The 21,222-nt window shown below is 66.3% G+C and carries 20 protein-coding genes; 11 read left to right on the top strand and 9 right to left on the bottom strand.

The window, feature by feature from the left end:
- The first annotated feature begins 51 nt into the window (after window positions 1–51).
- From dnaN to ACYZGB_RS01740, 4 genes are all read left to right on the top strand, one after another.
- Entirely contained in the window at window positions 52–1,170 is a 1,119-nt protein-coding gene (gene dnaN / locus ACYZGB_RS01725) for a DNA polymerase III subunit beta (protein ID WP_063461436.1), read from the top strand.
- Window positions 1,171–1,348: 178 nt separating this feature from the next.
- Window positions 1,349–3,955 (top strand): DNA topoisomerase (ATP-hydrolyzing) subunit B, encoded by a 2,607-nt coding sequence (gene gyrB / locus ACYZGB_RS01730; protein WP_462386481.1) that lies wholly within the window; start codon window positions 1,349–1,351, stop codon window positions 3,953–3,955.
- 29 nt (window positions 3,956–3,984) lie between these two features.
- Complete coding sequence (locus ACYZGB_RS01735; protein WP_462386483.1) at window positions 3,985–4,818, top strand: protein NO VEIN domain-containing protein; 834 nt, start codon at window positions 3,985–3,987, stop codon at window positions 4,816–4,818.
- 36 nt (window positions 4,819–4,854) lie between these two features.
- Window positions 4,855–5,268, top strand: a complete 414-nt coding sequence (locus tag ACYZGB_RS01740) for a YkgJ family cysteine cluster protein (RefSeq protein ID WP_462386484.1) — start codon at window positions 4,855–4,857, stop codon at window positions 5,266–5,268.
- A 71-nt stretch (window positions 5,269–5,339) separates the two neighbouring features.
- Here the strand turns inward: ACYZGB_RS01740 and ACYZGB_RS01745 are convergent, their stop codons facing one another.
- The 5 genes from ACYZGB_RS01745 to ACYZGB_RS01765 all read right to left on the bottom strand — a co-directional run bounded on the left by ACYZGB_RS01745 (window position 5,340) and on the right by ACYZGB_RS01765 (window position 10,346).
- On the bottom strand, window positions 5,340–6,980 hold the full coding sequence (locus ACYZGB_RS01745; RefSeq protein WP_462386486.1) for an AMP-binding protein: 1,641 nt from the start codon (window positions 6,978–6,980) through the stop codon (window positions 5,340–5,342).
- Between the two features lie 95 nt (window positions 6,981–7,075).
- Window positions 7,076–8,398 carry a serine hydrolase domain-containing protein gene (locus ACYZGB_RS01750; protein WP_462386488.1) on the bottom strand — a complete coding sequence of 441 codons (1,323 nt, stop codon included), beginning with the start codon at window positions 8,396–8,398 and terminating at the stop codon, window positions 7,076–7,078.
- A gap of 73 nt (window positions 8,399–8,471) precedes the next feature.
- Complete coding sequence (locus ACYZGB_RS01755) at window positions 8,472–9,044, bottom strand: thioredoxin family protein (RefSeq protein ID WP_462386489.1); 573 nt, start codon at window positions 9,042–9,044, stop codon at window positions 8,472–8,474.
- Window positions 9,045–9,090: 46 nt separating this feature from the next.
- A complete protein-coding gene (locus ACYZGB_RS01760) occupies window positions 9,091–9,819 on the bottom strand; it encodes a cytochrome c biogenesis CcdA family protein (protein ID WP_462386491.1) in 729 nt (242 codons plus the stop codon).
- Window positions 9,816–10,346, bottom strand: a complete 531-nt coding sequence (locus ACYZGB_RS01765) for a DUF2147 domain-containing protein (RefSeq protein WP_462386492.1) — start codon at window positions 10,344–10,346, stop codon at window positions 9,816–9,818. The genes ACYZGB_RS01760 and ACYZGB_RS01765 overlap by 4 nt, the downstream gene beginning before the upstream one ends.
- A 178-nt stretch (window positions 10,347–10,524) precedes the next feature.
- On the opposite strand from ACYZGB_RS01765, the gene ACYZGB_RS01770 reads away from it, so the two are divergent.
- The 3 genes from ACYZGB_RS01770 to ACYZGB_RS01780 are packed head-to-tail and all read left to right on the top strand — an operon-like array spanning window position 10,525 to window position 13,427.
- A complete protein-coding gene (locus tag ACYZGB_RS01770; RefSeq protein ID WP_462386493.1) occupies window positions 10,525–11,283 on the top strand; it encodes a response regulator in 759 nt (252 codons plus the stop codon).
- Complete coding sequence (locus tag ACYZGB_RS01775; RefSeq protein WP_462386494.1) at window positions 11,280–12,602, top strand: ATP-binding protein; 1,323 nt, start codon at window positions 11,280–11,282, stop codon at window positions 12,600–12,602. Before ACYZGB_RS01770 ends, ACYZGB_RS01775 begins: the two co-directional genes overlap by 4 nt.
- A 30-nt stretch (window positions 12,603–12,632) precedes the next feature.
- Window positions 12,633–13,427 carry a DUF72 domain-containing protein gene (locus ACYZGB_RS01780; protein WP_462386495.1) on the top strand — a complete coding sequence of 265 codons (795 nt, stop codon included), beginning with the start codon at window positions 12,633–12,635 and terminating at the stop codon, window positions 13,425–13,427.
- 20 nt (window positions 13,428–13,447) lie between these two features.
- On the opposite strand, the gene ACYZGB_RS01785 is transcribed toward ACYZGB_RS01780, so the two are convergent.
- Window positions 13,448–13,750, bottom strand: a complete 303-nt coding sequence (locus tag ACYZGB_RS01785; RefSeq protein ID WP_462386496.1) for an acylphosphatase — start codon at window positions 13,748–13,750, stop codon at window positions 13,448–13,450.
- A 70-nt stretch (window positions 13,751–13,820) separates the two neighbouring features.
- Between ACYZGB_RS01785 and ACYZGB_RS01790 the strand changes: the two genes are divergently transcribed.
- Complete coding sequence (locus ACYZGB_RS01790) at window positions 13,821–14,090, top strand: ATP-binding protein (RefSeq protein ID WP_462386497.1); 270 nt, start codon at window positions 13,821–13,823, stop codon at window positions 14,088–14,090.
- 274 nt (window positions 14,091–14,364) lie between these two features.
- On the opposite strand, the gene ACYZGB_RS01795 is transcribed toward ACYZGB_RS01790, so the two are convergent.
- On the bottom strand, window positions 14,365–15,579 hold the full coding sequence (locus ACYZGB_RS01795; RefSeq protein ID WP_462386498.1) for a M48 family metalloprotease: 1,215 nt from the start codon (window positions 15,577–15,579) through the stop codon (window positions 14,365–14,367).
- 384 nt (window positions 15,580–15,963) lie between these two features.
- On the opposite strand from ACYZGB_RS01795, the gene ACYZGB_RS01800 reads away from it, so the two are divergent.
- Together ACYZGB_RS01800 and ACYZGB_RS01805 are read left to right on the top strand one after the other, a co-directional pair.
- The gene (locus tag ACYZGB_RS01800) at window positions 15,964–16,716 is read left to right on the top strand and encodes a M48 family metallopeptidase (RefSeq protein ID WP_063461418.1); all 753 of its coding nucleotides are present in this window, start codon (window positions 15,964–15,966) and stop codon (window positions 16,714–16,716) included.
- Window positions 16,717–17,017: 301 nt separating this feature from the next.
- Window positions 17,018–18,409, top strand: coding sequence for a homoserine dehydrogenase (locus ACYZGB_RS01805; RefSeq protein ID WP_462386499.1), 1,392 nt, complete (start codon window positions 17,018–17,020; stop codon window positions 18,407–18,409).
- Between the two features lie 90 nt (window positions 18,410–18,499).
- On the opposite strand, the gene ACYZGB_RS01810 is transcribed toward ACYZGB_RS01805, so the two are convergent.
- Window positions 18,500–19,135, bottom strand: coding sequence for an FMN-binding negative transcriptional regulator (locus ACYZGB_RS01810; protein WP_462386500.1), 636 nt, complete (start codon window positions 19,133–19,135; stop codon window positions 18,500–18,502).
- A gap of 2 nt (window positions 19,136–19,137) precedes the next feature.
- On the bottom strand, window positions 19,138–19,617 hold the full coding sequence (locus ACYZGB_RS01815) for an OsmC family protein (RefSeq protein WP_462386501.1): 480 nt from the start codon (window positions 19,615–19,617) through the stop codon (window positions 19,138–19,140).
- A 67-nt stretch (window positions 19,618–19,684) separates the two neighbouring features.
- Between ACYZGB_RS01815 and pdxR the strand changes: the two genes are divergently transcribed.
- Entirely contained in the window at window positions 19,685–21,145 is a 1,461-nt protein-coding gene (gene pdxR / locus ACYZGB_RS01820; RefSeq protein WP_462386502.1) for a MocR-like pyridoxine biosynthesis transcription factor PdxR, read from the top strand.
- Window positions 21,146–21,222: the final 77 nt, after the last annotated feature.

Here is a 21,222-nt window from a genome sequence, read left to right on the forward strand (position 1 = left end):
ACCCGTGCCGCTGTCCAAGCTCCGTTCCAAAAACCACAAGAGGTTGAAGACATGATCGTCCTGAAGGCAACACAAGACAAGGTTCTCGCGGTACTGCAGTCCGTGGCTGGCATCGTCGAGCGCCGGCACACGCTGCCCATCCTGGCCAATGTGCTGATCCGCAAGACGGGCAATGCCCTGCAGCTGACGACCAGCGACCTCGAAATCCAGATCCGCACCACGGCCGAGCTGGGCGGCGACACCGGCGACTTCACCACCACCGTGGGTGCGCGCAAGCTCATCGACATCCTGCGCACCATGCCCGGCGACCAGACCGTGAGCCTGGAGTCGCAGCAGTCCAAACTGGTGCTCAAGGGCGGCAAGAGCCGTTTCACTCTGCAGAGCCTGCCCGCCGAAGACTTCCCGCTGGTGCAGGAATCCGCAGCCTTCGGCCCTGTGTTCGCCGTGCCGCAAAAGACGCTGAAGGACCTGCTGGGCCAGGTGTCGTTTGCGATGGCGGTGCAGGACATCCGCTATTACCTCAATGGCATCCTCTTCGTGGCCGAAGGCAAGCAGCTCAGCCTGGTCGCCACCGACGGCCACCGCCTGGCGTTTGCCAGCGCCACGCTGGATGTGGAAGTGCCCAAGCAGGAAGTCATCCTGCCGCGCAAGACCGTGATCGAGCTGCAGCGCCTGCTGAGCGATGCGGGCGGCGAGAACCAGCCCCACATCGAGATGCAGTTCGCCAACAACCAGGCGAAGTTCACCTTTGGCGGCATGGAGTTCGTCACAAAATTAGTCGAGGGCAAGTTCCCCGACTACAACCGCGTGATCCCCAAGAACCACAAGAACAGCATCACCCTGGGCCGCGCGCCGCTGCTGGCCAGCCTGCAGCGCACCGCCATCATGACCAGCGACAAGTTCAAGGGCGTGCGCCTGAACCTGGAGCCCGGCACCCTGCGCGTGGCGTCCAACAACGCCGAGCAGGAAGAGGCCGTGGACGAACTCGACATCGACTACGGTGGCGACACCATCGAGATCGGCTTCAACGTGACCTACCTCATCGACGCCCTGGCCAACATGGGCCAGGACATGGTGAAGGTGGAGCTGTCGGACGGCAACAGCTCCGCGCTGATGACCATCCCCGACAACGACAGCTTCAAATATGTGGTGATGCCGATGCGCATCTGAATCTGAGCGAGTGGGTGAGGCGGCCCCTCTCACCGGCCGCACCCCTGCACCATCGCACGGCTGCACCACATTTACTATCGTATTGATAGCTACTAGCGCTTACTAGATAGGCGGTAGAGCCCAATTTGACCATTGAACTTACTGGAAACCCCGGTTTCCACGGACCCCAAGGCCCACCATGACCGCTGACAACAACCTGCCCGAGCAAAAACCTACCGGCACGGGTGAGCCTGTTCCGCACAAGATCGACACCAATCAGGCCGGCGCCAGCGAAAGCTACGGCGAAGGCTCCATCACCATCCTCGAAGGCCTGGAAGCCGTGCGCAAGCGCCCCGGCATGTACATCGGCGACACGAGCGACGGCACCGGCCTGCACCATCTGGTGTTCGAGGTGGTGGACAACTCCATCGACGAAGCCCTGGCCGGCCACTGCGATGACATCGTCGTCACCATCCACACCGACAACTCCATCAGCGTGACAGACAACGGCCGCGGCATCCCCACCGGCGTGAAGATGGACGACAAGCACGAGCCCAAGCGCTCGGCTGCCGAGATTGCGCTGACCGAATTGCACGCTGGCGGCAAGTTCAACCAGAACAGCTACAAGGTCTCAGGCGGCCTGCACGGCGTGGGCGTGAGCTGCGTGAACGCGCTCAGCAAATGGCTGCGCCTGACCGTGCGCCGCGAAGGCAAGGTGCACCAGATCGAGTTTGCACGCGGCTTTGTGCAAGACCGTCTGCTGTCCACCGTGGATGGCTTTGAAGTCAGCCCCATGAAGGTGACCGGCGAGACCGAAAAGCGCGGCACCGAAGTGCACTTTTTGCCCGACACCGAGATCTTCAAAGAGAACTACGACTTCCACTACGAGATCCTGGCCAAGCGCCTGCGCGAGCTCTCGTTTTTGAACAACGGCGTGCGCATTCGCCTCAAGGACGAGCGCAGCGGCAAGGAAGACGACTTCTCGGGCGCCGGCGGCGTGCGCGGCTTTGTCGAGTTCATCAACAAGGGCAAGACCGTTCTGCACCCCACGTCGTTCTACGCGGCGGGCGAGCGCCCGGCAGAGACGTACGGCGGCATCCCCGGCACCCACATCGGCGTGGAAGTGTCCATGCAGTGGAACAGCGCGTACACCGAGCAAGTCCTCTGCTTCACCAACAACATCCCCCAGCGTGACGGCGGCACCCACCTGACCGGCCTGCGCGCCGCGATGACCCGCGTCATCAACAAGTACATCGAAGAAAACGAGCTGGCCAAGAAGGCCAAGGTCGAAGTCACAGGTGACGACATGCGCGAAGGCCTGTGCTGCGTGCTGAGCGTGAAGGTGCCCGAGCCCAAGTTCAGCAGCCAGACCAAGGACAAGCTGGTGTCGAGCGAAGTGCGCGCGCCGGTGGAAGACATCGTGGGCAAGCTGCTCACCGACTACCTGCAGGAAAAGCCCAACGACGCCAAGATCATCTGCGGCAAGATCGTGGAAGCCGCCCGCGCCCGCGAAGCCGCGCGCAAGGCCCGCGAAATGACGCGCCGCAAGGGCGTGCTCGACGGCATGGGCCTGCCCGGCAAGCTGGCCGACTGCCAGGAAAAAGACCCGGCGATGTGCGAGATCTACATCGTCGAGGGTGACTCCGCCGGTGGCTCTGCCAAGCAGGGCCGCGACCGCAAGTTCCAGGCCATCCTGCCCCTGCGCGGCAAGATCCTGAACGTGGAAAAAGCCCGCTACGAAAAGCTGCTGACCAGCAACGAAATCCTGACGCTGATCACGGCCCTGGGCACCGGCATCGGCAAGGCGGGCGGCACCACCGGCGGCGACGACTTCGACGTGGCCAAGCTGCGCTACCACCGCATCATCATCATGACCGACGCCGACGTGGACGGCGCCCACATCCGCACCCTGCTGCTCACCTTCTTCTACCGCCAGATGCCCGAGCTGGTCGAGCGCGGCCACATCTACATCGCCCAGCCGCCGCTGTACAAGGTGAAGGCGGGCAAGGAAGAGCTGTACCTGAAGGACGGCCCCGCACTCGACGGCTTCCTGCTGCGCATTGCGCTGAACCACGCGAGCGTGAGCACCGGCGGCGCCAACCCGCAGGTGCTGGCGGGCGACACCCTGGCCGAACTGGCGCGCAAGCACCAGGTCGCTGAAAGCGTCATCAACCGCCTGTCCAACTTCATGGACCAGGAGGCCCTGCGCGCCGTGGCCGACGGCGTGAGCCTGAAGCTCGACACCGTGGCCGAGGCCGAAGCCAGCGCCGTGGCCCTGCAGATCAAGCTGCGCGAGCTGAACACCACCGGCACCCCCGCCGAAGTGGCGGGCGAGTTCGACGCCCGCACCGACAAACCCATCCTGCGCATCAGCCGCCGCCACCACGGCAACGTCAAGAGCAGCGTCATCACGCAGGACTTCGTGCACGGCGCCGACTACGCCGCCCTGGCCGAAGCCGCCGACACCTTCCGTGGCCTGCTGGGCGAGGGCGCCAAGGCCCTGCGCGGTGAAGGCGACAAGCAGAAGGAAGAAAAGGTCGGCGACTTCCGCCAGGCCATGAAGTGGCTCATCAGCGAAGCCGAACGCACCACCAGCCGCCAGCGCTACAAGGGCCTGGGCGAAATGAACCCCGAGCAGCTGTGGGAAACAACGATGGACCCGAATGTGCGCCGTTTGCTGCGTGTGCAGATTGACGATGCCATTGAAGCCGACCGCGTGTTCACGATGCTGATGGGGGATGAGGTGGAGCCACGCAGGGATTTCATTGAGACGAATGCGCTGCGGGCGGGGAATATTGACGTTTGATGTAGCTAGCCAACTTGGTTGAACCAGCCATGGACTGGTCTCGGGCCGAGGTTGAGGTGGTTGTTGCCGACTACCTCAAGATGCTCAGTCTTGAACTGGCTGGTCAGACCTACAGCAAAGCTGCGCACCGTCGCGTCTTGCTTGAAAAGCTCAATGGCCGCTCCGCAGGTTCTGTTGAGTTCAAGCACTGCAATATCAGCGCAGTGCTGATCCATCTGGGTTGCCCGTATCTGCGCGGATATCAACCACGAGCCAACTACCAACGTCTGCTGCGTGAAGTAGTGGAGCTACAAGTTGACCAGTCCACTGCCCTGGATTCACTGGCGCTTGCGGCTGCGCACCTGCCAGCAGTCCCCCCGGAAATTGTCGATTTCTCCAGAGTTGAAACCGAAGCGCCGCTAAAGCAACATCGTGTCGGCGAGACAAGTCCACACTACGGCAACCCACCCGTCAAACGGGACTACCTTGCAATCGAGTCCCGCAATCGCTCGTTAGGTCAGGCTGGCGAAGAGTTCGTTCTTCGGTACGAGCAATGGAGACTGGCTCATATCGGCAAGCGCGATTTGGCTGAACGGGTGGAGCATGTCTCGCAAACAAAGGGGGATGGCCTTGGCTACGACATCCTGTCTTTCGATGCGAACGGTCGCGAGCGATTCATTGAAGTGAAAACCACTGCGTTTGGCAAGGACACACCGTTTTTCATATCCAAGAACGAATTGCATTTCTCCCGAGACGCGGGTACTGACTTCACACTGTGTCGCCTATTTGAATTTCGGCAGACTCCAAAGTTGTTCTCTTTGAAGGGCGCACTGGATCAGCACTGTGACCTGGACCCTGTCACATATCGCGCTAGCTTTTCTTAGTCCTACCGCACGCCGCACCCCATCTGCCCTCACCCCATGCGCTCCCCCATCGCCATCGTTGACGTAGACCGCCTGGACACCTGGACCCGCTACCGCGCGGGCCTGTGCGAAACCTGCGCGGCCAACTGCTGCACGATGCCGCTGGAGGTGCAGCTTTCGGACCTGGTGCGGCTCGAACTGGTGGACCCGTTCGAGGCCGAGCATGAGGAAATCCGCCACATCGCCAAGCGGCTGCAAAAGGCGCGACTGATCGACCACTTCAACCACAAGAACGCGGTCTTCACGATGGCGCGGCGGGCCAGTGGGGACTGCAACTTTCTGGACCCCAAGACGCGGCTGTGCACGGTGTATGACAAGCGGCCCGAGACCTGCCGCCTGCACCCGCAGAAGAAGAGCCCCAAGCCGGGTTACTGCGCTTATGGGGCGCGGGATCTGCAGCGGCGGGGCTGACAAGCGCAGAGGCGACTGCGCGCCACGCCTGCGCAAGCCCGCTGCCTATTGAAACCGCCGCCCCCGCTCGCTCACGCCATGTCGCGCAGCTCGCGGCGCAGGATCTTGCCGACGCTGGACTTGGGCAGGGCCTCTACAAACACGATCTGCCGGGGCACCTTGTAGGCGGTGAGCGCTGCGCGGCAATGGGCTGCGATGTGGTCTGCATCCACCGGTGGCGCAGTGCCCGCCACGCGCACCACATACAGCCGCAGTGCCTCGCCCGTTTTCTCATCCGGCACGCCGATGCACGCGCATTCCAGCACGCCGGGGCAGGCGGTGGCCACGGCTTCGACTTCGTTGGGAAAGACGTTGAAGCCTGACACGATGACCATGTCCTTCTTGCGGTCCACGATCTTGAGAAAACCGCGCTCGTCCAGCTGGCCGATGTCGCCGGTGCGGAAGTAGCCGTCGGGCGTGAAGGCGGCTGCGTTGGCCTCGGGCTGCTGCCAGTAGCCGCCCATGACCTGGGGGCCTTTCACGCAGACCTCGCCGGGCTGGCCCAGGGGCGCGGGGTGGCCCTGGTCGTCCAGCAGCAGCACGTCGGTGGAGGGCAGGGGCAGGCCGGTGCTGCCGCTGAATGCTGTGACCGATGCAGGGTTGAAGGCCACCACGGGGCTGGTCTCGCTCAGGCCGTAGCCTTCGCGGATGAACTGGCCGGTGATGGCCTGCCAGCGGGCGGAGACCGAGGGCAGGATGGCGGCGCCACCGCCGCCCGCCAGCCGCAGGTTAGAGAAGTCCACGCCCTGCGTGCCGGGGTGTGCCGCCAGCCCGGCGTACAACGTGTTGACACCCATGAACACGCTGGGGCGCGCAGCCTTCAACACGTCAATCAAAGCATCCAGGTCGCGCGGGTTGGGCACCAGCCAGTTGCGCGCGCCCACGGCGAAGTAGCTGATCAGGTTCACCATGAGCGCGAAGATGTGATACAGCGGAATGGCCGTAACGATGACCTCTTGCGCGGGGCGAAGGGCATCGGGCACGAAGGCCTTGAACTGCTCCACATTGGCCACCAGGTTGCGGTGCGTGAGCATGGCCCCTTTGGACAGGCCCGTGGTGCCCCCGGTGTATTGCAGGAACAGCAGGTCGCCCCCCTCCAGCACGGGCGGCGCAAACGGCAACGTGGCGCCTTCGGCCAGGGCGCGTGCGAACGGGGTGGTGGTGTGCAGTCTGGCATCGACCGGCGGGCCCGGCAAGTCGGCTGCGGTGCCGTCGCCGGGCGCCACGGTGATGATGCTGTGCAGCTCTACCCGGTCCTGGATGGCAGCCAGGGTGCCGGTGGACCCGGCATAGATCACCATCACCCTGGCCCCTGCGTCCTGGAGCTGGTGCTCCAGCTCGCGCGGGGTGTACAGGGGGTTCACGTTCACCTGCACACAGCCCGCGCGCGCAATGCCGAGCATGGCGATGGGAAACGCCATCAGGTTGGGGCACATCACGGCAATGCGGTCGCCCTTGCGCACACGCAGCACGTTCTGCAGGTAGGCCGCAAAGGCGCGGGATTGCTGGTCCACATGCGCATAGGTCAGCGTCTGCCCCAGGCAGGTGAATGCAGGCAGGTGCGCATAGCGCTGCATGGCGGCACACAGCAGGTGCACGATGCTGGGATGGCTGTCGGGGTCGATGTGGGCGGGGATGGCGCCGTAGCTGGCCAGCCAGGGTTGGGGGGACATGATGCAAAGATCCTCGGGGGACAAAGGAAGGGGCTGGGCATTGGGCTGGCCACCAGGGCCGCAACGGCCCAGCCCCGGGGGATGGCGTGCAAGGCTCAGCGCACGGCCTTGGCGAGTGCGGCAAAAGCCTGGCGGTCCAGCGCGTGGGTGAAGGCCGTGTTGGGAACGGGGTGGGTGGAGAGCTTCACCACCACCAGTTCTGCCGCCGGGTTGATGTGTATGTGCTGGCCCATCAGGCCCTTGGCTTCGAAGCTGCCGTCGGCGTCGTGGGGCACCCACCACTGGTTGTGGTACGAGTAGCCCGCACGCATGGCGGTGCCGGAGGCTTTGCTGAACTTGGCGGGGTCGGCGCCCTTGCGCAGCTCGGCAATGGTGGCGGGCGAGACGATCTGCTGCCCGTTGAAGCGGCCGTTGGAGCGCAGCATTTCGCCCAGGCGGCCCAGGTCACGCAAGGTGGCGTTCACGCCCACGCTGGTGGCCTGGCCGCCGTTGGCATCGGCAAACACATAGGCGTCCTCCTGCGCGCCCAGCTTGGACCAGATGCGCTCGGACAACAGCGTGGCGTAGCTCTTGCCAGTGACGCGCTGCAGCAGCCAGCCCAGCACTTCCGTGTCCACCGATTTGTAGGCAAACGCGGTGCCGTGCTCGCCTTCCTTCTGCACGGTGGGCAGGTGCTCGGCCATGCTCTTGGCCACGGTGCTGCCCGGGGGCGCGGGCTGCAGGCCGGCGGCGGCCAGGTACTGGAACACGCCCGAGCTGGGGTCGGCAAAGTTCTCGGCGTACTTCACGCCCGTGGTCATGTCCAGCGCCTGCTGCACGGTGGCATCGGCCCAGGCGCTGGTGGCCAGCTCGGGCAAGTAGCGCGGGATGAGTGCATTGGCGTCAATCGCGCCTTCCTGGATGAGTTCGGTCACCAGCAGGCCCACCAGCGACTTGCTCATGGACCACAGCACATGCGGCTGCTGGGGCTGCATCCCGATGTGATAACGCTCGTACACCACACGGCCCCGGTGCAGCACCAACAGCGCATCGGTGTAGGTGGCCTTCTGCCAGTCGGCCAACGTGGTGGGCGCGCCCTTGTCGTCGGCAAACGCCAGGGTGTCGGGCAAGGCACGCGGCGCAGCGGGCAGCGCGCCGGGCGCAGCGGCACCGCGCCAGATGGTGGCTGTGGGCCCCAGTTCGCGCAGGTGCTGCGCTGCCCAGCGCACGTTGGGGTACTTGAGGATGTTGGCCAGCCGCACGATCTTGTCGGGCGCCGGGGGGAAGCCCTGCATCAGCTGCAGGGCCACGGGGTGGGTGGCGTCCGGCGGCGGCAGCTGCGGCGCCTGGGCCTGGCTGGCCGGGGCCACACCCAGCAGAGTGCAGGCCAGGGCGACGGCAGAAAACGAGTGGGTCAGGTGGCGAGGAAAGGGGCGCATGGTGAAAAGACCTCTGTCAAAAAAATTGTGGGAAACGGAAGAACAAACAAGGAGACGGAATCCATCGGGCAGCTCAGCCCCTGGCCGCCAGCAGCGTGCGGATCACGCTCTCGGTGCGCTCGTACTCGCCTTCGCCAAAGTGCTTGTAGCGAATGCGGCCCTGCGCATCGATGAGGTAGGTGGCAGGCCAGTACTGGTTGCTGTAGGCCTTCCAGGTGCCGTAGCGGTTGTCTTGCGCCACGGGGTGTTTCACGCCATAGCGGCGCATGGCCGCTTCGACGTTGCTGGCCGAGCGCTCGAACGGAAACTCGGGCGTGTGCACGCCCACCACCGTGAGGCCCTGGGGCGTGTACCGTTCGGCCCAGCGGTTCACATGGGGCAGGGTGCGGATGCAGTTGATGCAGGCGTACGTCCAGAAATCCACCAGCACCACGCGGCCGCGCAGCTGGGCCAGGCTTAGCGGTTCGGAGTTGAGCCAGCGCTCGATGCCGGTGAACTCGGGCGCAGCGCCATAGTCGGGCAGCGCTGCGGCGGGGCTGGTGGGGCCTGCGGCCTGGGCCCACCCAGGCGCCACCACCGCAGCGGCCAGCGAGGCCAGAAAAACGCGGCGCTCAGCGAAGAGGAGTGAAGAGGGGTGCGATGCCATGGTGAAAACTCCTTGAAATCGGTGATGGGAGTGATGGGGTGAAGGGCTACAGGCCGCCCCAGCCTGAGGGGTAGAACTGCGTGAGCCAGGCGGTGATCTGCCCGTCCACCTCCCACAACATGGCCAGCGCAATGGCGATGACCACCACGCCAAACACCTGCTGCACGCGGTGCGCGTGGCGCGCAATGCGGCGCACATGGGTGGCAGCAGCCTGGCCGCCATAGGCAATGGCCAGCATGGGCAGTGCTGCGCCGGTGGAATACGCGAGCAGCAGTACGGCGGTGCCCACCCCCGGTGGCTCGGTAGCGATGAGGGTGAGGATGGAGGCGAGCACGGGCCCGGCGCAGGGTGTCCAGACCGCGCCCAGGCTCAGGCCCAGCAGCAGTCCGCCCCAGTTGCCGCCCCCGCTGCCCATGCCCAGGCTGGCCAGGCAGCTGAGCACGCCGCCCGCATATTGGCTGAGCCACTGGAACGGCCGGGGCCACACCGTGAGCACGCCAAACACCAGCAGCATCACAGCGGCCAACCGGCGCAGGCCTTCTTGCGACACACCGAGCACCTGCGTGAAGCTGCTGAACAGCAGCGCCACCGCAGCGAACGACAGCGCAAAACCCAGCGCGATGAACAGCGGGCGTGTGCGCTGCGCAGCACCACCGCCGCCCACCGACGCACCCAGCACCACCGGCAGCATGGGCAACACGCAGGGCGCGCCCACGGTGAGCATGCCGGCGGCCACGGCCAGCCAGGGTGAGGTGGTGGAGATGGCCATCGTCATTGCGCGCCCCCGTGCTCGGCGGCGGGGCGGCGCCACACCTGTGTCTTGCCAAACAGCGGGATGCCCACATAAGCACGCACCAGCAACTGGTCGGGCTCGGCCGGGGTGAGGTGGGCGCGGTAGGTCTTGGCGTTCTCGCGGTTGTAGATCTCGCCCTGGTACTCGCTGTTGCCGCCTTCAGTCGCGCGCAGGCCCGACAGCAGCGTCATGCCCAGTGCAGGCCGCGCGTCGGCCGCCGCCATGTCGGTGCCCGGCGCGCTCATGGAGCGGTTGGCCAACACACGCGCCACCTTGCCACACAGGGTGTTGCCCCCGCCAGCGTTGCACGGGGCGATGTTCACCTCCAGGTTGCCGCTTTCGGTGATCCAGCGGCCCAGCGGAGCCTTAGGCGGGGATACAGGCTCAGAGGTGGGTTGGGATGTGGGTTGTGCGGCAGCGGCGGGCCGCGCCTTGGTGGCCTCTTGCGCGCTGGCGGAGTGCGCCAGGCCCAGGGCCAGCAAGACGGTCGCGGCGATGGATGGTTTCATGGCAAGGTCCTCGTGATGTTCAGGAAGACCACATTGAAGCCAGCGCAGGTATCGGTGGTTTGTCTGGCCCGGGGCTTTTGGTATGTGCGCTTGTCGGGGCACCCGGCAGACAAGTTCAGATACATACGGGTCTGCGTTGCCCCACCGCAGCACTGCCAAAGCCCGGACAATGGCCGCCATGACGACGCCCCCGCCCGACCACATCCTGATCGTCGATGACGATGCCGGCATCCGCGAGCTGGCCGCCGAGTACCTGCAGCGCCAGGGCCTGCAGGTGAGCGTGGCAGCCGACGGGCGGCAAATGCGTGAGGTGCTGGCCACGCAGCGCATCGACCTGCTGGTGCTGGACCTGATGCTGCCGGGCACCGACGGCATCGCGCTGTGCCGTGAGCTGCGCAGCCCCGGTGCGCCGCCACTGCCCATCATCATGCTCACCGCACGCAGCGATGAGGCGGACCGCATCCTGGGCCTGGAGCTGGGCGCAGACGACTACCTGACCAAACCCTTCGCCGCACGCGAGCTGCTGGCGCGCATCCACGCCGTGCTGCGGCGCACGCGCATGCTGCCGCCCAACCTGGCAGTGGCCGAGCCCGCGCGCCAGCTGGCGTTTGGCGACTGGCGGCTGGACACCACGGCGCGCCACTTGCTCGATGCCACGGGCGCGGTGGTGGCGCTGTCGGGCGCCGAATACCGCCTGCTGCGCGTGCTGCTGGACCACCCGCAGCGCATCCTTACGCGCGACCAGCTGCTGCAGCTCACGCAGGGGCGCGATGCCGATGTGTTCGACCGCTCCATCGACCTGCTGGTGAGCCGCGTGCGCCAGCGACTGGGCGATGGAGCACGCGGCTCACGCTACATCAAGACGGTGCGCAACGAGGGCTATGTGTTTTGCGCCGACGTGCACGCTGCACCAGCGCCCCAGGAGACTGCGCCATGACGCTGCGCGGGTGGCCGCGCTCGCTGTTCGGGCGCATCCTGCTGGTGCTGGCGCTGGGCCTGGCGCTGGCGCATGCGCTGACCTTTGTGCTCGCGTTCACCGAGCGCAGCATGACCATGCGGCGGGCCATGGTGTCGTATTTCGCAAGCGACGTGGCCAGCTCGGTGGCCATGCTGGAACGCCTGCCCGCTGCAGAACGCACGCAGTGGGTAGACCGGCTGGCGCGCCGCAACTACCGTTTTGCACTGGTGGAACCGCTCACCACCCCCGAAGACCCATCGCAGCTTGCGCGCCTCGTCGCCAGCGCCGTGACGGTCACCTTGCCTGCCGACCGGGCCGTGCAGGTGATCGACCCCCATGTACCGGGCACCGAGCTGCGGCTGCAGCTGCGCCTGGCCGACGGCACGCCGCTGGCCGTGGACATGGACGAGCCCCGGCTGCAGATTTCGCCCTGGGTACTGGGCGCGCTGGCCTTGCAGCTGGCGTTGCTGGTGGGCCTGTGCGCCTGGGCCGTGCGCGCGGCCACGCGGCCCCTGAGTACGCTGGCCGATGCGGCCGACGCACTGGGCGCCGATCGCCCCACCGTGCCCCTGGCCGAAGACGGCCCGCGCGAAGTGGTGCGCGCCGCCGCCGCATTCAACCGCATGCAGCAGCGCATCCAGGCGCACCTGCAGGAGCGCATGCAGATCCTGGCCGCCGTCTCGCATGACCTGCAGACGCCCATCACCCGCCTGCGCCTGCGCGCCGACCTGCTGGACGACCCCGTGCTGCAGCGCAAGCTGCATGCCGACCTGGCCGAGATGCAGTCGCTGGTGGAGGAGGGCATTGCCTACGCGCGCTCATCGCAGGCCGTGCGCGAGCCCCCGCAGCGCGTGGACCTGCGCGCGCTGGTGGAAAGCCTTGCGCGCGACTACGCCGATACGGACCTGCCGGTGCAGGTGCTTCAGGCGGTGGATGGGACCTGTGACACCCGCCCCCAGGCCCTGCGCCGCCTGCTGTGCAACCTGGTGGACAACGCGCTCAAGTTTGCGGGGGCCGCGGAGCTGACGCTGGAGGCGGGCGCGCAGGGCCAGTGGCTGGTGCGTGTGCTGGACCACGGCCCCGGCATACCGCCCGCAGAGCTGTCGGCCGTGCTGCAACCCTATGCGCGGCTGGAGGATTCGCGCAACCGGGGCACGGGCGGCACCGGCCTGGGCCTGGCCATTGCGAACGAACTGGCCCAGGCCCTGGGCGGCCGCCTGGTGCTGGGGCCCCGAGCGGACGGCGCGCAGGGGCTGGAGGCGCGCGTCGAGCTGCCAGGCACACCGCTGCTACAGTGACCGCTCCGTGGACTCCTGAAGGACAGCACCTTGGACACCCATGCCACCCACCGTGAGCCCCCCAGCAGCAACCCACGCATCCGCGTCGGCATTGGCGGCTGGACCTTTGAGTCCTGGCGCAACAACTTCTACCCCGCAGGGCTGGCGCACAGCAAGGAGCTGCAGTACGCCAGCCGACAGCTCACGGCGATCGAGGTCAACGGCACCTACTACAGCACCTTCAAACCGCCCACTTTTGCCAAGTGGCGTGACGAAACGCCCGAAGGCTTCATGTTCTCGCTCAAGGCCAATCGCTTTGCTACGCACCGGCGCGTGCTGGCGGAAGCGGGCGATTCGATCGGACGGTTTGTGGAGAGCGGCATCTCGGAACTGAAGGACAAGCTCGGGCCCATCGTGTGGCAGTTCATGCCCAACAAGGTGTTTGAGCCGGGGGATTTCGAGGCCTTTCTGGCCCTGCTGCCACAACAGGTGGAGGGCCTGAGGCTGCGCCACGCGCTGGATGTGCGCCACCCGAGTTTTGCGACGCCAGAGTTTGTGGCGCTGGCGCGCCGGTATGGCTGCGTGCCTGTGTACACCGACTCTGACAAGTTTCCGGCCATCGCGGATGCAGAGGCAGACTTTGCCTACCTGCGGCTGATGCGCAGCCAGAGCGATGTACTAACGGGCTACACGCCCGAGGCGATTACACAGTGGGCCGATGGCGTTCGCACCTGGACCGGCGGCGAGCGGCCGCGCGATGTGTTCGTGTACTTCATCAACGGCGCCAAGGAGCGGGCGCCTGCGGGGGCGATGGAGTTGCTGCGGCAGCTCAGCCTGCGCTCTTAACGCTGAGCGCAGGGGCAGGCCTAAACCGTCTCGCGCTGCAAGAAGCCCTGCGGGGCCTCACCGCCATCAGGCACATTGCCCACCACCACGCGGTCCACACGCGCATGCTCGGGCCCCTGGTGTGCCCAATCGATCAGCGCCAACAAGGCCTGCTCCGAGCCCCAGGCGCACGCCTCCACGCGGCCGTCCTTGCGGTTGCGCACCCAGCCCGACACGCCCAGGCGCTCGGCGGCCTGCACCATGGACCAGCGGTAGCCCACGCCCTGCACATGGCCGGTGATCAACAAGTGGCGGGTGACGGCCGATTTCTGTTCTGCGTTCATGGGGGGCACTGTAGCGCGCTCCTTGTGGGGAGCCCGCTCCAGGGGCACACTGCCAACACCACCGCACCACATGACCACCACCACCCCCAAGGCCCTGCCCACCATCGACCCCCAGCGCTGCACCGGCTGCGGCTGGTGCGTGGCGGTGTGCCCGCCCCATGTACTGTCGCTGCAGGTGCTGGGCCCGGAGCCCTGGGGCTCCAAGTGCTCCACCCTGCACGATGCGCCGGGCTGCACCGGGTGCGCGCTGTGTGCGGTGCGCTGCCCGTTCGATGCGATTCGCATGGTGCGTGTGGCGGCTGGCAAAGCCATACACAACGGCCCGACTGAGACGGGTTGATGGGTACGGGCTCGAATCCAGGGTACTCCCTTCTTCAGGTCGTACAGCTGCAGCGCCTAGTGCACACTCGCCGCTGCCTTCCAGGGCATGGGCATGGGCATGGGCATGATGCTGTACGCACTCACGCGGGCAGAGGATGAAAAGTGAGCAATGGGTGGGTGAATGATGGCCACGCCCCGACCCATTCAAGAAAGGAATGGCGCAGCGGCATGGTGCGCACAATGGCGAGCGCGACGCGCGCCAGCCAAGCGCTAAGAACCTGTTCAAGATCTTCTTACTTCACAGCATGCGATGCCAGCCGCTCGTCGATGGTGACGGGCGCTGGAGCACCTGCCGCAGGATGGAACGGTTGCGCCATGGCGCGCTCCAGCTGGTCCAGCCGCAGGCGACTTTGCGGATGCGCGTCCGCAAACTGCAGATCGCTGTCACCCAATGCGTTCAGCTGCACCAGCGCAGACACCAGGCCGAACGGGTCCAGCCCGGCACGCGCAGCCAGCACCACGGCCTCGCGGTCGGCAGCGTGCTCGGCCTCAGCGCCCAGACCCAGCGTGTGGGTATGGCGGGCCAGTGCCGTGAGGCTGGGAGACACCTTGCCGCTGCGTGCCGCGCTGTGCATGGCGCGCAGGTGGTGCCTGGATGCGACGTGGGCAATCTCATGCGCCAGGATGCCGGCCAGCTCGGCCTCGTCTGCGCAACGGTCCACCAGACCACGGGTCAGGAATACGTGGCCTCCAGGGGTACTGTAGGCGTTGAAGTCCGATTCATCCACCACCACGAAGGTCCATGGAAGTTGTGGGCGGCTCGACTGCAGACTGACCCAGCGGCCCAGCAGATTGACGTAGCGCTGCATCTCCGGCGCCGGATCCAACGGCTTGCCTTGCAGCAACAGCGCAGCCATCTGGCGACCCAGTTCGATCTCTTGCGCCTCGGTCACGCCGTCCGCAGACTGCAGCAAGGCACCCAGCGCGCTGTGGGTGTCTGCTGCGGCAGGGGCGGCCGCCGATGCCGCGTTGGAGGCTTCTGCTGCTGCGGCGGCGAAATGCGACACAGGCAGCGCATCTACCCGGCGTGGCTGCAATGCCGCCGCAGTAGCAAAGGCACGCGCCTCATTGGCAGTCACGCGCAGGCGGTCCGCCTGGCCCATGCCCTGACTGTGCGTCGCACCACGTCCGCTTGCACCCACAGACTGCGACACATTGCCTTCGCCCAGACCGCGGATCCCCACGGTGGACGTGGACACAGCGGTAGAGCCAACTCCACCCAACGGGTTGCTCACAGCGCGCAACGCCCCAGCTGCAGCGTTGTCACGCGCTGGCGAGCCGATGTCGAACATGTGGATCCAACCCTCGGCTCCGGACTCGGCACGGACCTGTACCCATGCCCCCTGGCGCTGTGCGGTGCGCGTGACCTTGGCGCTTGCAGCCAGGTCTGCCAACGCGCTACTGGTGTCCCCCGGTGCGGAGCGTAGCTGCGTCGCACGCTTGATCATTGCCTCTTCCTGAGCCTGGGCCATGCCCAAAAACCCCAGAAGCACAAGGCAGCCCGTGAATGCACGGCTGCTGCTGCGTAAGCCCACCATTTTTTCTCCCTCCCTTGATTGCTTCACACGGATGCGATGTCCGCTCACAACTTTCTGCGGCGCGCATTGTTACGGATTTCCGCAGGCCGGGCAAACCACGGACGCCGAAGGAGGTGACTATTCACTGCGGCGCGAAGGGGCCGCGAGAAAAACCGTGGCTGGGCATGACAAAGTTCACACATGGTTACTTCAGTTGCATTCAAGGTATCAGCGCCAGCAGTGGCCTTATGTACATTTCGCTCGTCTGCTGTACGGGACAGCTTGTACGACCCACTTCAAAAAAGACTTTTACCCATGAATCGCCGCGACCTGATCACTCTTGCAACACTCGCCTCCGGCATCAGTGCCGTTTCTCCCGTGTGGGCTCAATTCAACTTTGGAAAGGCACTGGAGGCCGGGCAGGACTTGGTGAAAGCCGAGTCCATCACCGACGAAGAACTGAACAAGTACTTTGACCAAGTGACAGTGCAGATGGACAGCCAAAGCTCCGTGGCCCCCGGCAGCAACGCCTATGCAAAGCGCCTGACAAAGATGGTGACGGGTCTGCAAACTTACGATGGAATGCGGTTGAACTTCAAGGTCTATGTCACACCGCAGATCAATGCGTTTGCCATGGCCAACGGCACCATCCGTGTGTACTCGGGGCTGATGGACGCGTTCACCGACGATGAAGTCCGCTATGTCATCGGTCACGAAATCGGCCACGTCAAGAGCGGCCACTCCAAATCGCGCATGCAAGCAGCGCTGCGCACCAGCGCACTGCGCAAAGGCGTGGAATCGAGCAACACGCGCGCAGGCGCGCTGGCCAGCACAGAGCTGGGCAATCTGTTCGAGAAAGTGGTCAACGCGCAGCACTCCCAATCCAACGAGCGCGAGGCAGATGACTATGCGCTGAAGTTCATGAAAGCAAAAAAATACAACCCGCAGGCCTGCGTGACCGCACTGGAAAAGCTGGCCTCTTTGTCAGGCGATAGCTCCAGCAGCTTCCTGTCCACCCACCCGGCGCCAAAGGACCGCGCCAGCCGCCTGCGGGAACAATTGGCCTGACAGACCGCCTGGGTTACACTGCGCCCTTCATGTCGTACACATCCCTCCCGATCAACACCGCTCACGCCGCTGCCTTCCAAGGCATGGGCATGATGCCGTCCGCGTCCACGCGGGCCCATGGTGAACAGCGGGCACTGGGTGCACGAATGATTACCACCATTACCGCCGCGGCCACCTGAGCACGCGCAGGTGGCCGTTTCGGCAGCCACCTGGTGATCGCTCTCTTCTCCCCCAAGACGAATGCACGAAACCCAGCTCTGGCAGCTGGGTTTTTTTGTTTGTTCGTTAGCCGGAGAAGTCCATGTACCGCGATCCTGTCCAGTCCCTCGAAGCCCCGTCGTTGCCGTCGTCCGCCACGGCCATGCGCCCCCTGCGCGTGGGCATGATTGGCATTGGCACCGTGGGCGCAGGCACCTTCCGCGTGCTGGCGCGCAACCGGGCGCTGATTGCAGGCCGTGCGGGCCGGGGCATCAAGCTGGTGGTGGTCTGCGCCCGCAGCCTGGCCCGCGCCATGAGTGTGGTGGGCAAGGACGTGGCCCTGACCAATGACCCGATGCAGGTCGCCACGCACCCCGACGTGGATGTGCTGGTGGAGGCCGCCGGCGGCACAGGCCCCGCGCGCGACTGGGTGCTGGCCGCCATCCGTGCGGGCAAGCATGTGGTCACGGCCAACAAGGCGCTGCTGGCCGAGCACGGCAACGAGATCTTTGCCGCCGCGCGCCAGCACGGCGTGGCCGTGGCCTATGAAGGTGCGGTGGCAGTGAGCATCCCCATCGTGAAGGCGCTGCGCGAGGGCCTCACCGCCAACCGCATCGAATGGGTGGCCGGCATCATCAACGGCACCACCAATTTCATCCTGAGCAAGATGCGCGATGAAGGTGTGGGTTTTGCCGAGGCGCTTTCGCAAGCCCAGGCGCTGGGCTACGCCGAGGTCGACCCGACGTTTGACATCGAAGGCATCGACGCGGCGCACAAGATCTCGCTGCTGGCGGCCAATGCGTTTGGCATGCCGGTGCGGTTTGCCGATGCGCAGGTGGAAGGCATCACTGCGCTGCAGGGCCAGGACGTGGCCTGCGCCGAGCAACTGGGCTTTCGCATCAAGCTGCTGGGCGTGGCCAAGCGGCGCAAGGACGGTGCCGCCGAAGGGGTGGAGCTGCGCGTGCAGCCGGCGCTGGTGCCCGCCACGCATTTGCTGGCGCATGTGAACGGGTCGATGAACGCCGTGATGGTGAAGGGCGATGCGTCGGGCGTGACGATGTACTACGGCGCGGGTGCGGGGTCGGAGCAGACCGCGTCGGCCGTGATTGCCGACCTGGTGGATGTGGCACGGCTGCAGGGCACACACGCCGCGCAGCGGGTGCCGCACCTGGGGTTTCACGCAGACGCGGTCAATGAAGACCTGGCCGTGCTGCCCCGCGCCGCCGTGCACACGCGCCACTACCTGCGTGTGCCCGTGCACCAGGCCCAGCAGATCGAGGCCGTGGGCGCCTGGCTGGCGGCGCAGCAGGTGCCGGTGGCGCGTGTGGAGCTGGCCTGCGAAAAGACCGCGCCCGCTGGTGCGGGCCCCCAGGTGCTGGTGCTGACGGACGCGGTGGCGCAAAGCACCGTGGACTTGGCCGTACACGCGCTGGCCGCGCACCCTGCCGTGGCCGGGCACGTGGCGGCGCTGCGGGTGGAGATGCTGGAAGGATGAGTGGCTGTGGCGGGAAAAATATGAAAAAATAGCCGTCTGCGCGCGTCCACCATGCGCAAACAGCTATTGTTTTGATAGTAATTTGACCCTCTAGGCCATCAGCCCACCCAGCACCAGCGCCGCCATGTCCTCGGCCGCAGGCGTGCCTTCGGCCATCAGGCCCTGCACCACGCCTGCGCGGTCGGTGTCGGTGCGGTTCTGGCTCACTTTCCAGACGCCCTCCCAGCGCTCCACCGCCAGCTCAATGCCCACGATGGCGCGCAGCAGCTTGTCGATGTAGTCGGGCGGCGCGTCGTCGATGCGCCAGGGGTCAGGGCGATGGGCTTCGTGCCGCTCGCTCAGGGTGTGCAGGATGGCGCGCAGGCGCACCGGGTCGTCCACCGCGCTCAGGTGGCCGTGGGCGTGCACGGTGGCGTAGTTCCAGGTGGGCACCTGCTTGCCGTCGAGCGCCTTGGACGGGTACCAGCTGGGCGACACGTAGGCCTGCGGCCCGTGGAACACCGCCACCGCCGTCTGCGGCAGCAGCGGCCACACACCGTTGGCGCGGGCCACATGGCCGACCAGCGTGCCGTGGGGGCCGCGCGCGGGGTCCAGGTACAGCGGGATGTGGTTGACGTGTTGCGCACCTTCATGCGCCACCACCAGCGTGGCCAGGGGCTGCGCGTGCACCAGCGCGTGCAAGGTGGCCGGTTCGGTGACTTGAAATTGCCGGTTGGGGTTGGCCATGGTCAGGCACCTTCCACTTCGAGCACCGGCGCGCAGTCGATCTGCGTCTTGACCGAGTTGGCCAGGAAACACGATGCATGGGCGCGGTGGTGCAGGTCGTCCAGCTGGGCAGCGCTGGGCGCGTGGGCCGCGTCAAAGCATGTGACGGGGCGCAACTGCACGTGGGTGACGACCAGCTGGCCCTCTGCGTTCTTGGCCATGGTGCCCACGGCCGCGTCGGTGTAGCGGTTGAGCCGATAGCCCGCGCGGCTGGCGAAGTCCATGAACCACAGCATGTGGCAGCTCGACAGCGCGGCGACATAGGCTTCTTCGGGGTCCACCGCCGCCGCATCGGAATACGGCAACGGCACCACATGGGGCGACGACGACGCGGCCACGGTAGCCCCGCCATCGAACTGCCAGCGGTGGGCACGGTGGTAGCGCTTGTCCAGAAAATCGTCGGTGCCACGGGTCCAGGTGATGGTGGCGAGGTGCTCGGCCATGGTGGGAGGTCTTTCTACAATGGTTCTTCAGTTTATGGCGGCACCACCCCATCGAAGGAACCAATTTATGCCCGTTGCCAGAGCCAATGCCCCCGGCGGCCCGCCAGGCCTGCTGCGCCAACAGGTGTACGAGCAATTGCGCAGCACCATCGAACAAGGCCGCCTGCCGGCGGGCACACGCTTGCCCCCCTCACGCGAACATGCGGCCAACCTGGGCGTGTCGCGCAACACGGTGCTGTGGGCGGTGCAGCGCCTGCAGGCCGAAGGCTATGTGGAGGCGCGTGTGGGCGACGGCACCTATGTCTCGCAGGCTGCAGGCGCACCGCCCACGCAGGGTCTGGTGGCGCCGCCGCGCGGACTGTCGCGGCGCGGGCAGCTCATTGCAGAAACGGCTGCGCGCTGGCGGCCGCCCCATGTGGCGGCGCGCGCGTTTCGCATTGGCGCGCCCGAGGTGGACACCTTTCCGTTTGCGCTGTGGGACCGCCTCGCGCGCCAGGCCAGCCCCGGCCAGCGCAGCGCCCGCGCGCAGTACCTGGACCCTGCGGGCGACCCCGACCTGCGCCAAGCCATTGCGCTGTGGCTGTGGGCCTCGCGCGGCATCCGCTGCGATGCGGCGCAGGTGGTGGTGTGCTCGGGTTCGCAGCAGGGCATCGACCTGATCGCGCGGCTGCTGCTGGACGCGGGCGACGAGGTGCTGGTGGAAGACCCGGGCTACCCCGGCATCCGCGCCAGCCTGCTGGCCCATGGCGCCCAGGCGCGGCCCGTGGCGCTGGATGCGCAGGGCCTGTGCATCGCCGATGGCGCCGCGTTGTGGCCCGGTGCACGCATGGCCGTGGTCACGCCCACGCACCAGTTCCCCACCGGCGTAGGCATGGGCCTGGCACGGCGCCAGGCGCTGCTGCAATGGGCGCGCGCCCACGATGCCTGGGTGGTGGAGGACGACTACGACGGCGAATTCCAATACGGCAGCGCAGCCCAGCGCGTACCCGCGCTGTGCAGCCTGCCGGGCTCGGAACGGGTGCTGTATGTGGGCACCTTCAGCAAGACGCTGCACCCCGGCCTGCGCCTGGGTTTTGTGGTGGTGCCGCCCGCGCTGGTGGAGGCCTTTGCCATGGCCCGCGCCATCACCGACCGGCATGCGCCGGGCGATGCGCAGGCCGTGCTCGCGCGCTTCATTACCGACGGCCACCTGCTGCGCCACCTGCGGCAGATGCGCGAGCTGTACCAGGTGCGCCAGCAGGTGCTGATCCATGCCCTGGCCGACGCGAGCGATGGTGCCCTGCAACTCACCCCCAGCGACCGGGGCATGCACCTGCTGCACGAGGCCGCGCCGGGCAGTGACGACGAGACTCTGAGCCGCAAGGCACTCACGGCCGGGGTGATGCTGGCGCCGCTGTCGCGTTACGCCATGCAATCACAGCGGCGCGGGTGGCTGTTTGGCTACGCGGGCTACAGCGAGGCCGAGATCGTGGGAGCCGCGCGTGTGATTGCGCATTTGGCCTCCACAGACCACCGCAAGGGGCGCTGACCAGGCCAGCGACCGCCGCGCAAGGGCCGCCCCGCCGCGCTGGCGGTGTCCCCCTTCCCGAATTGCAAAGCAATTCG

The organism is Acidovorax sp. Q11, assembly GCF_054950075.1.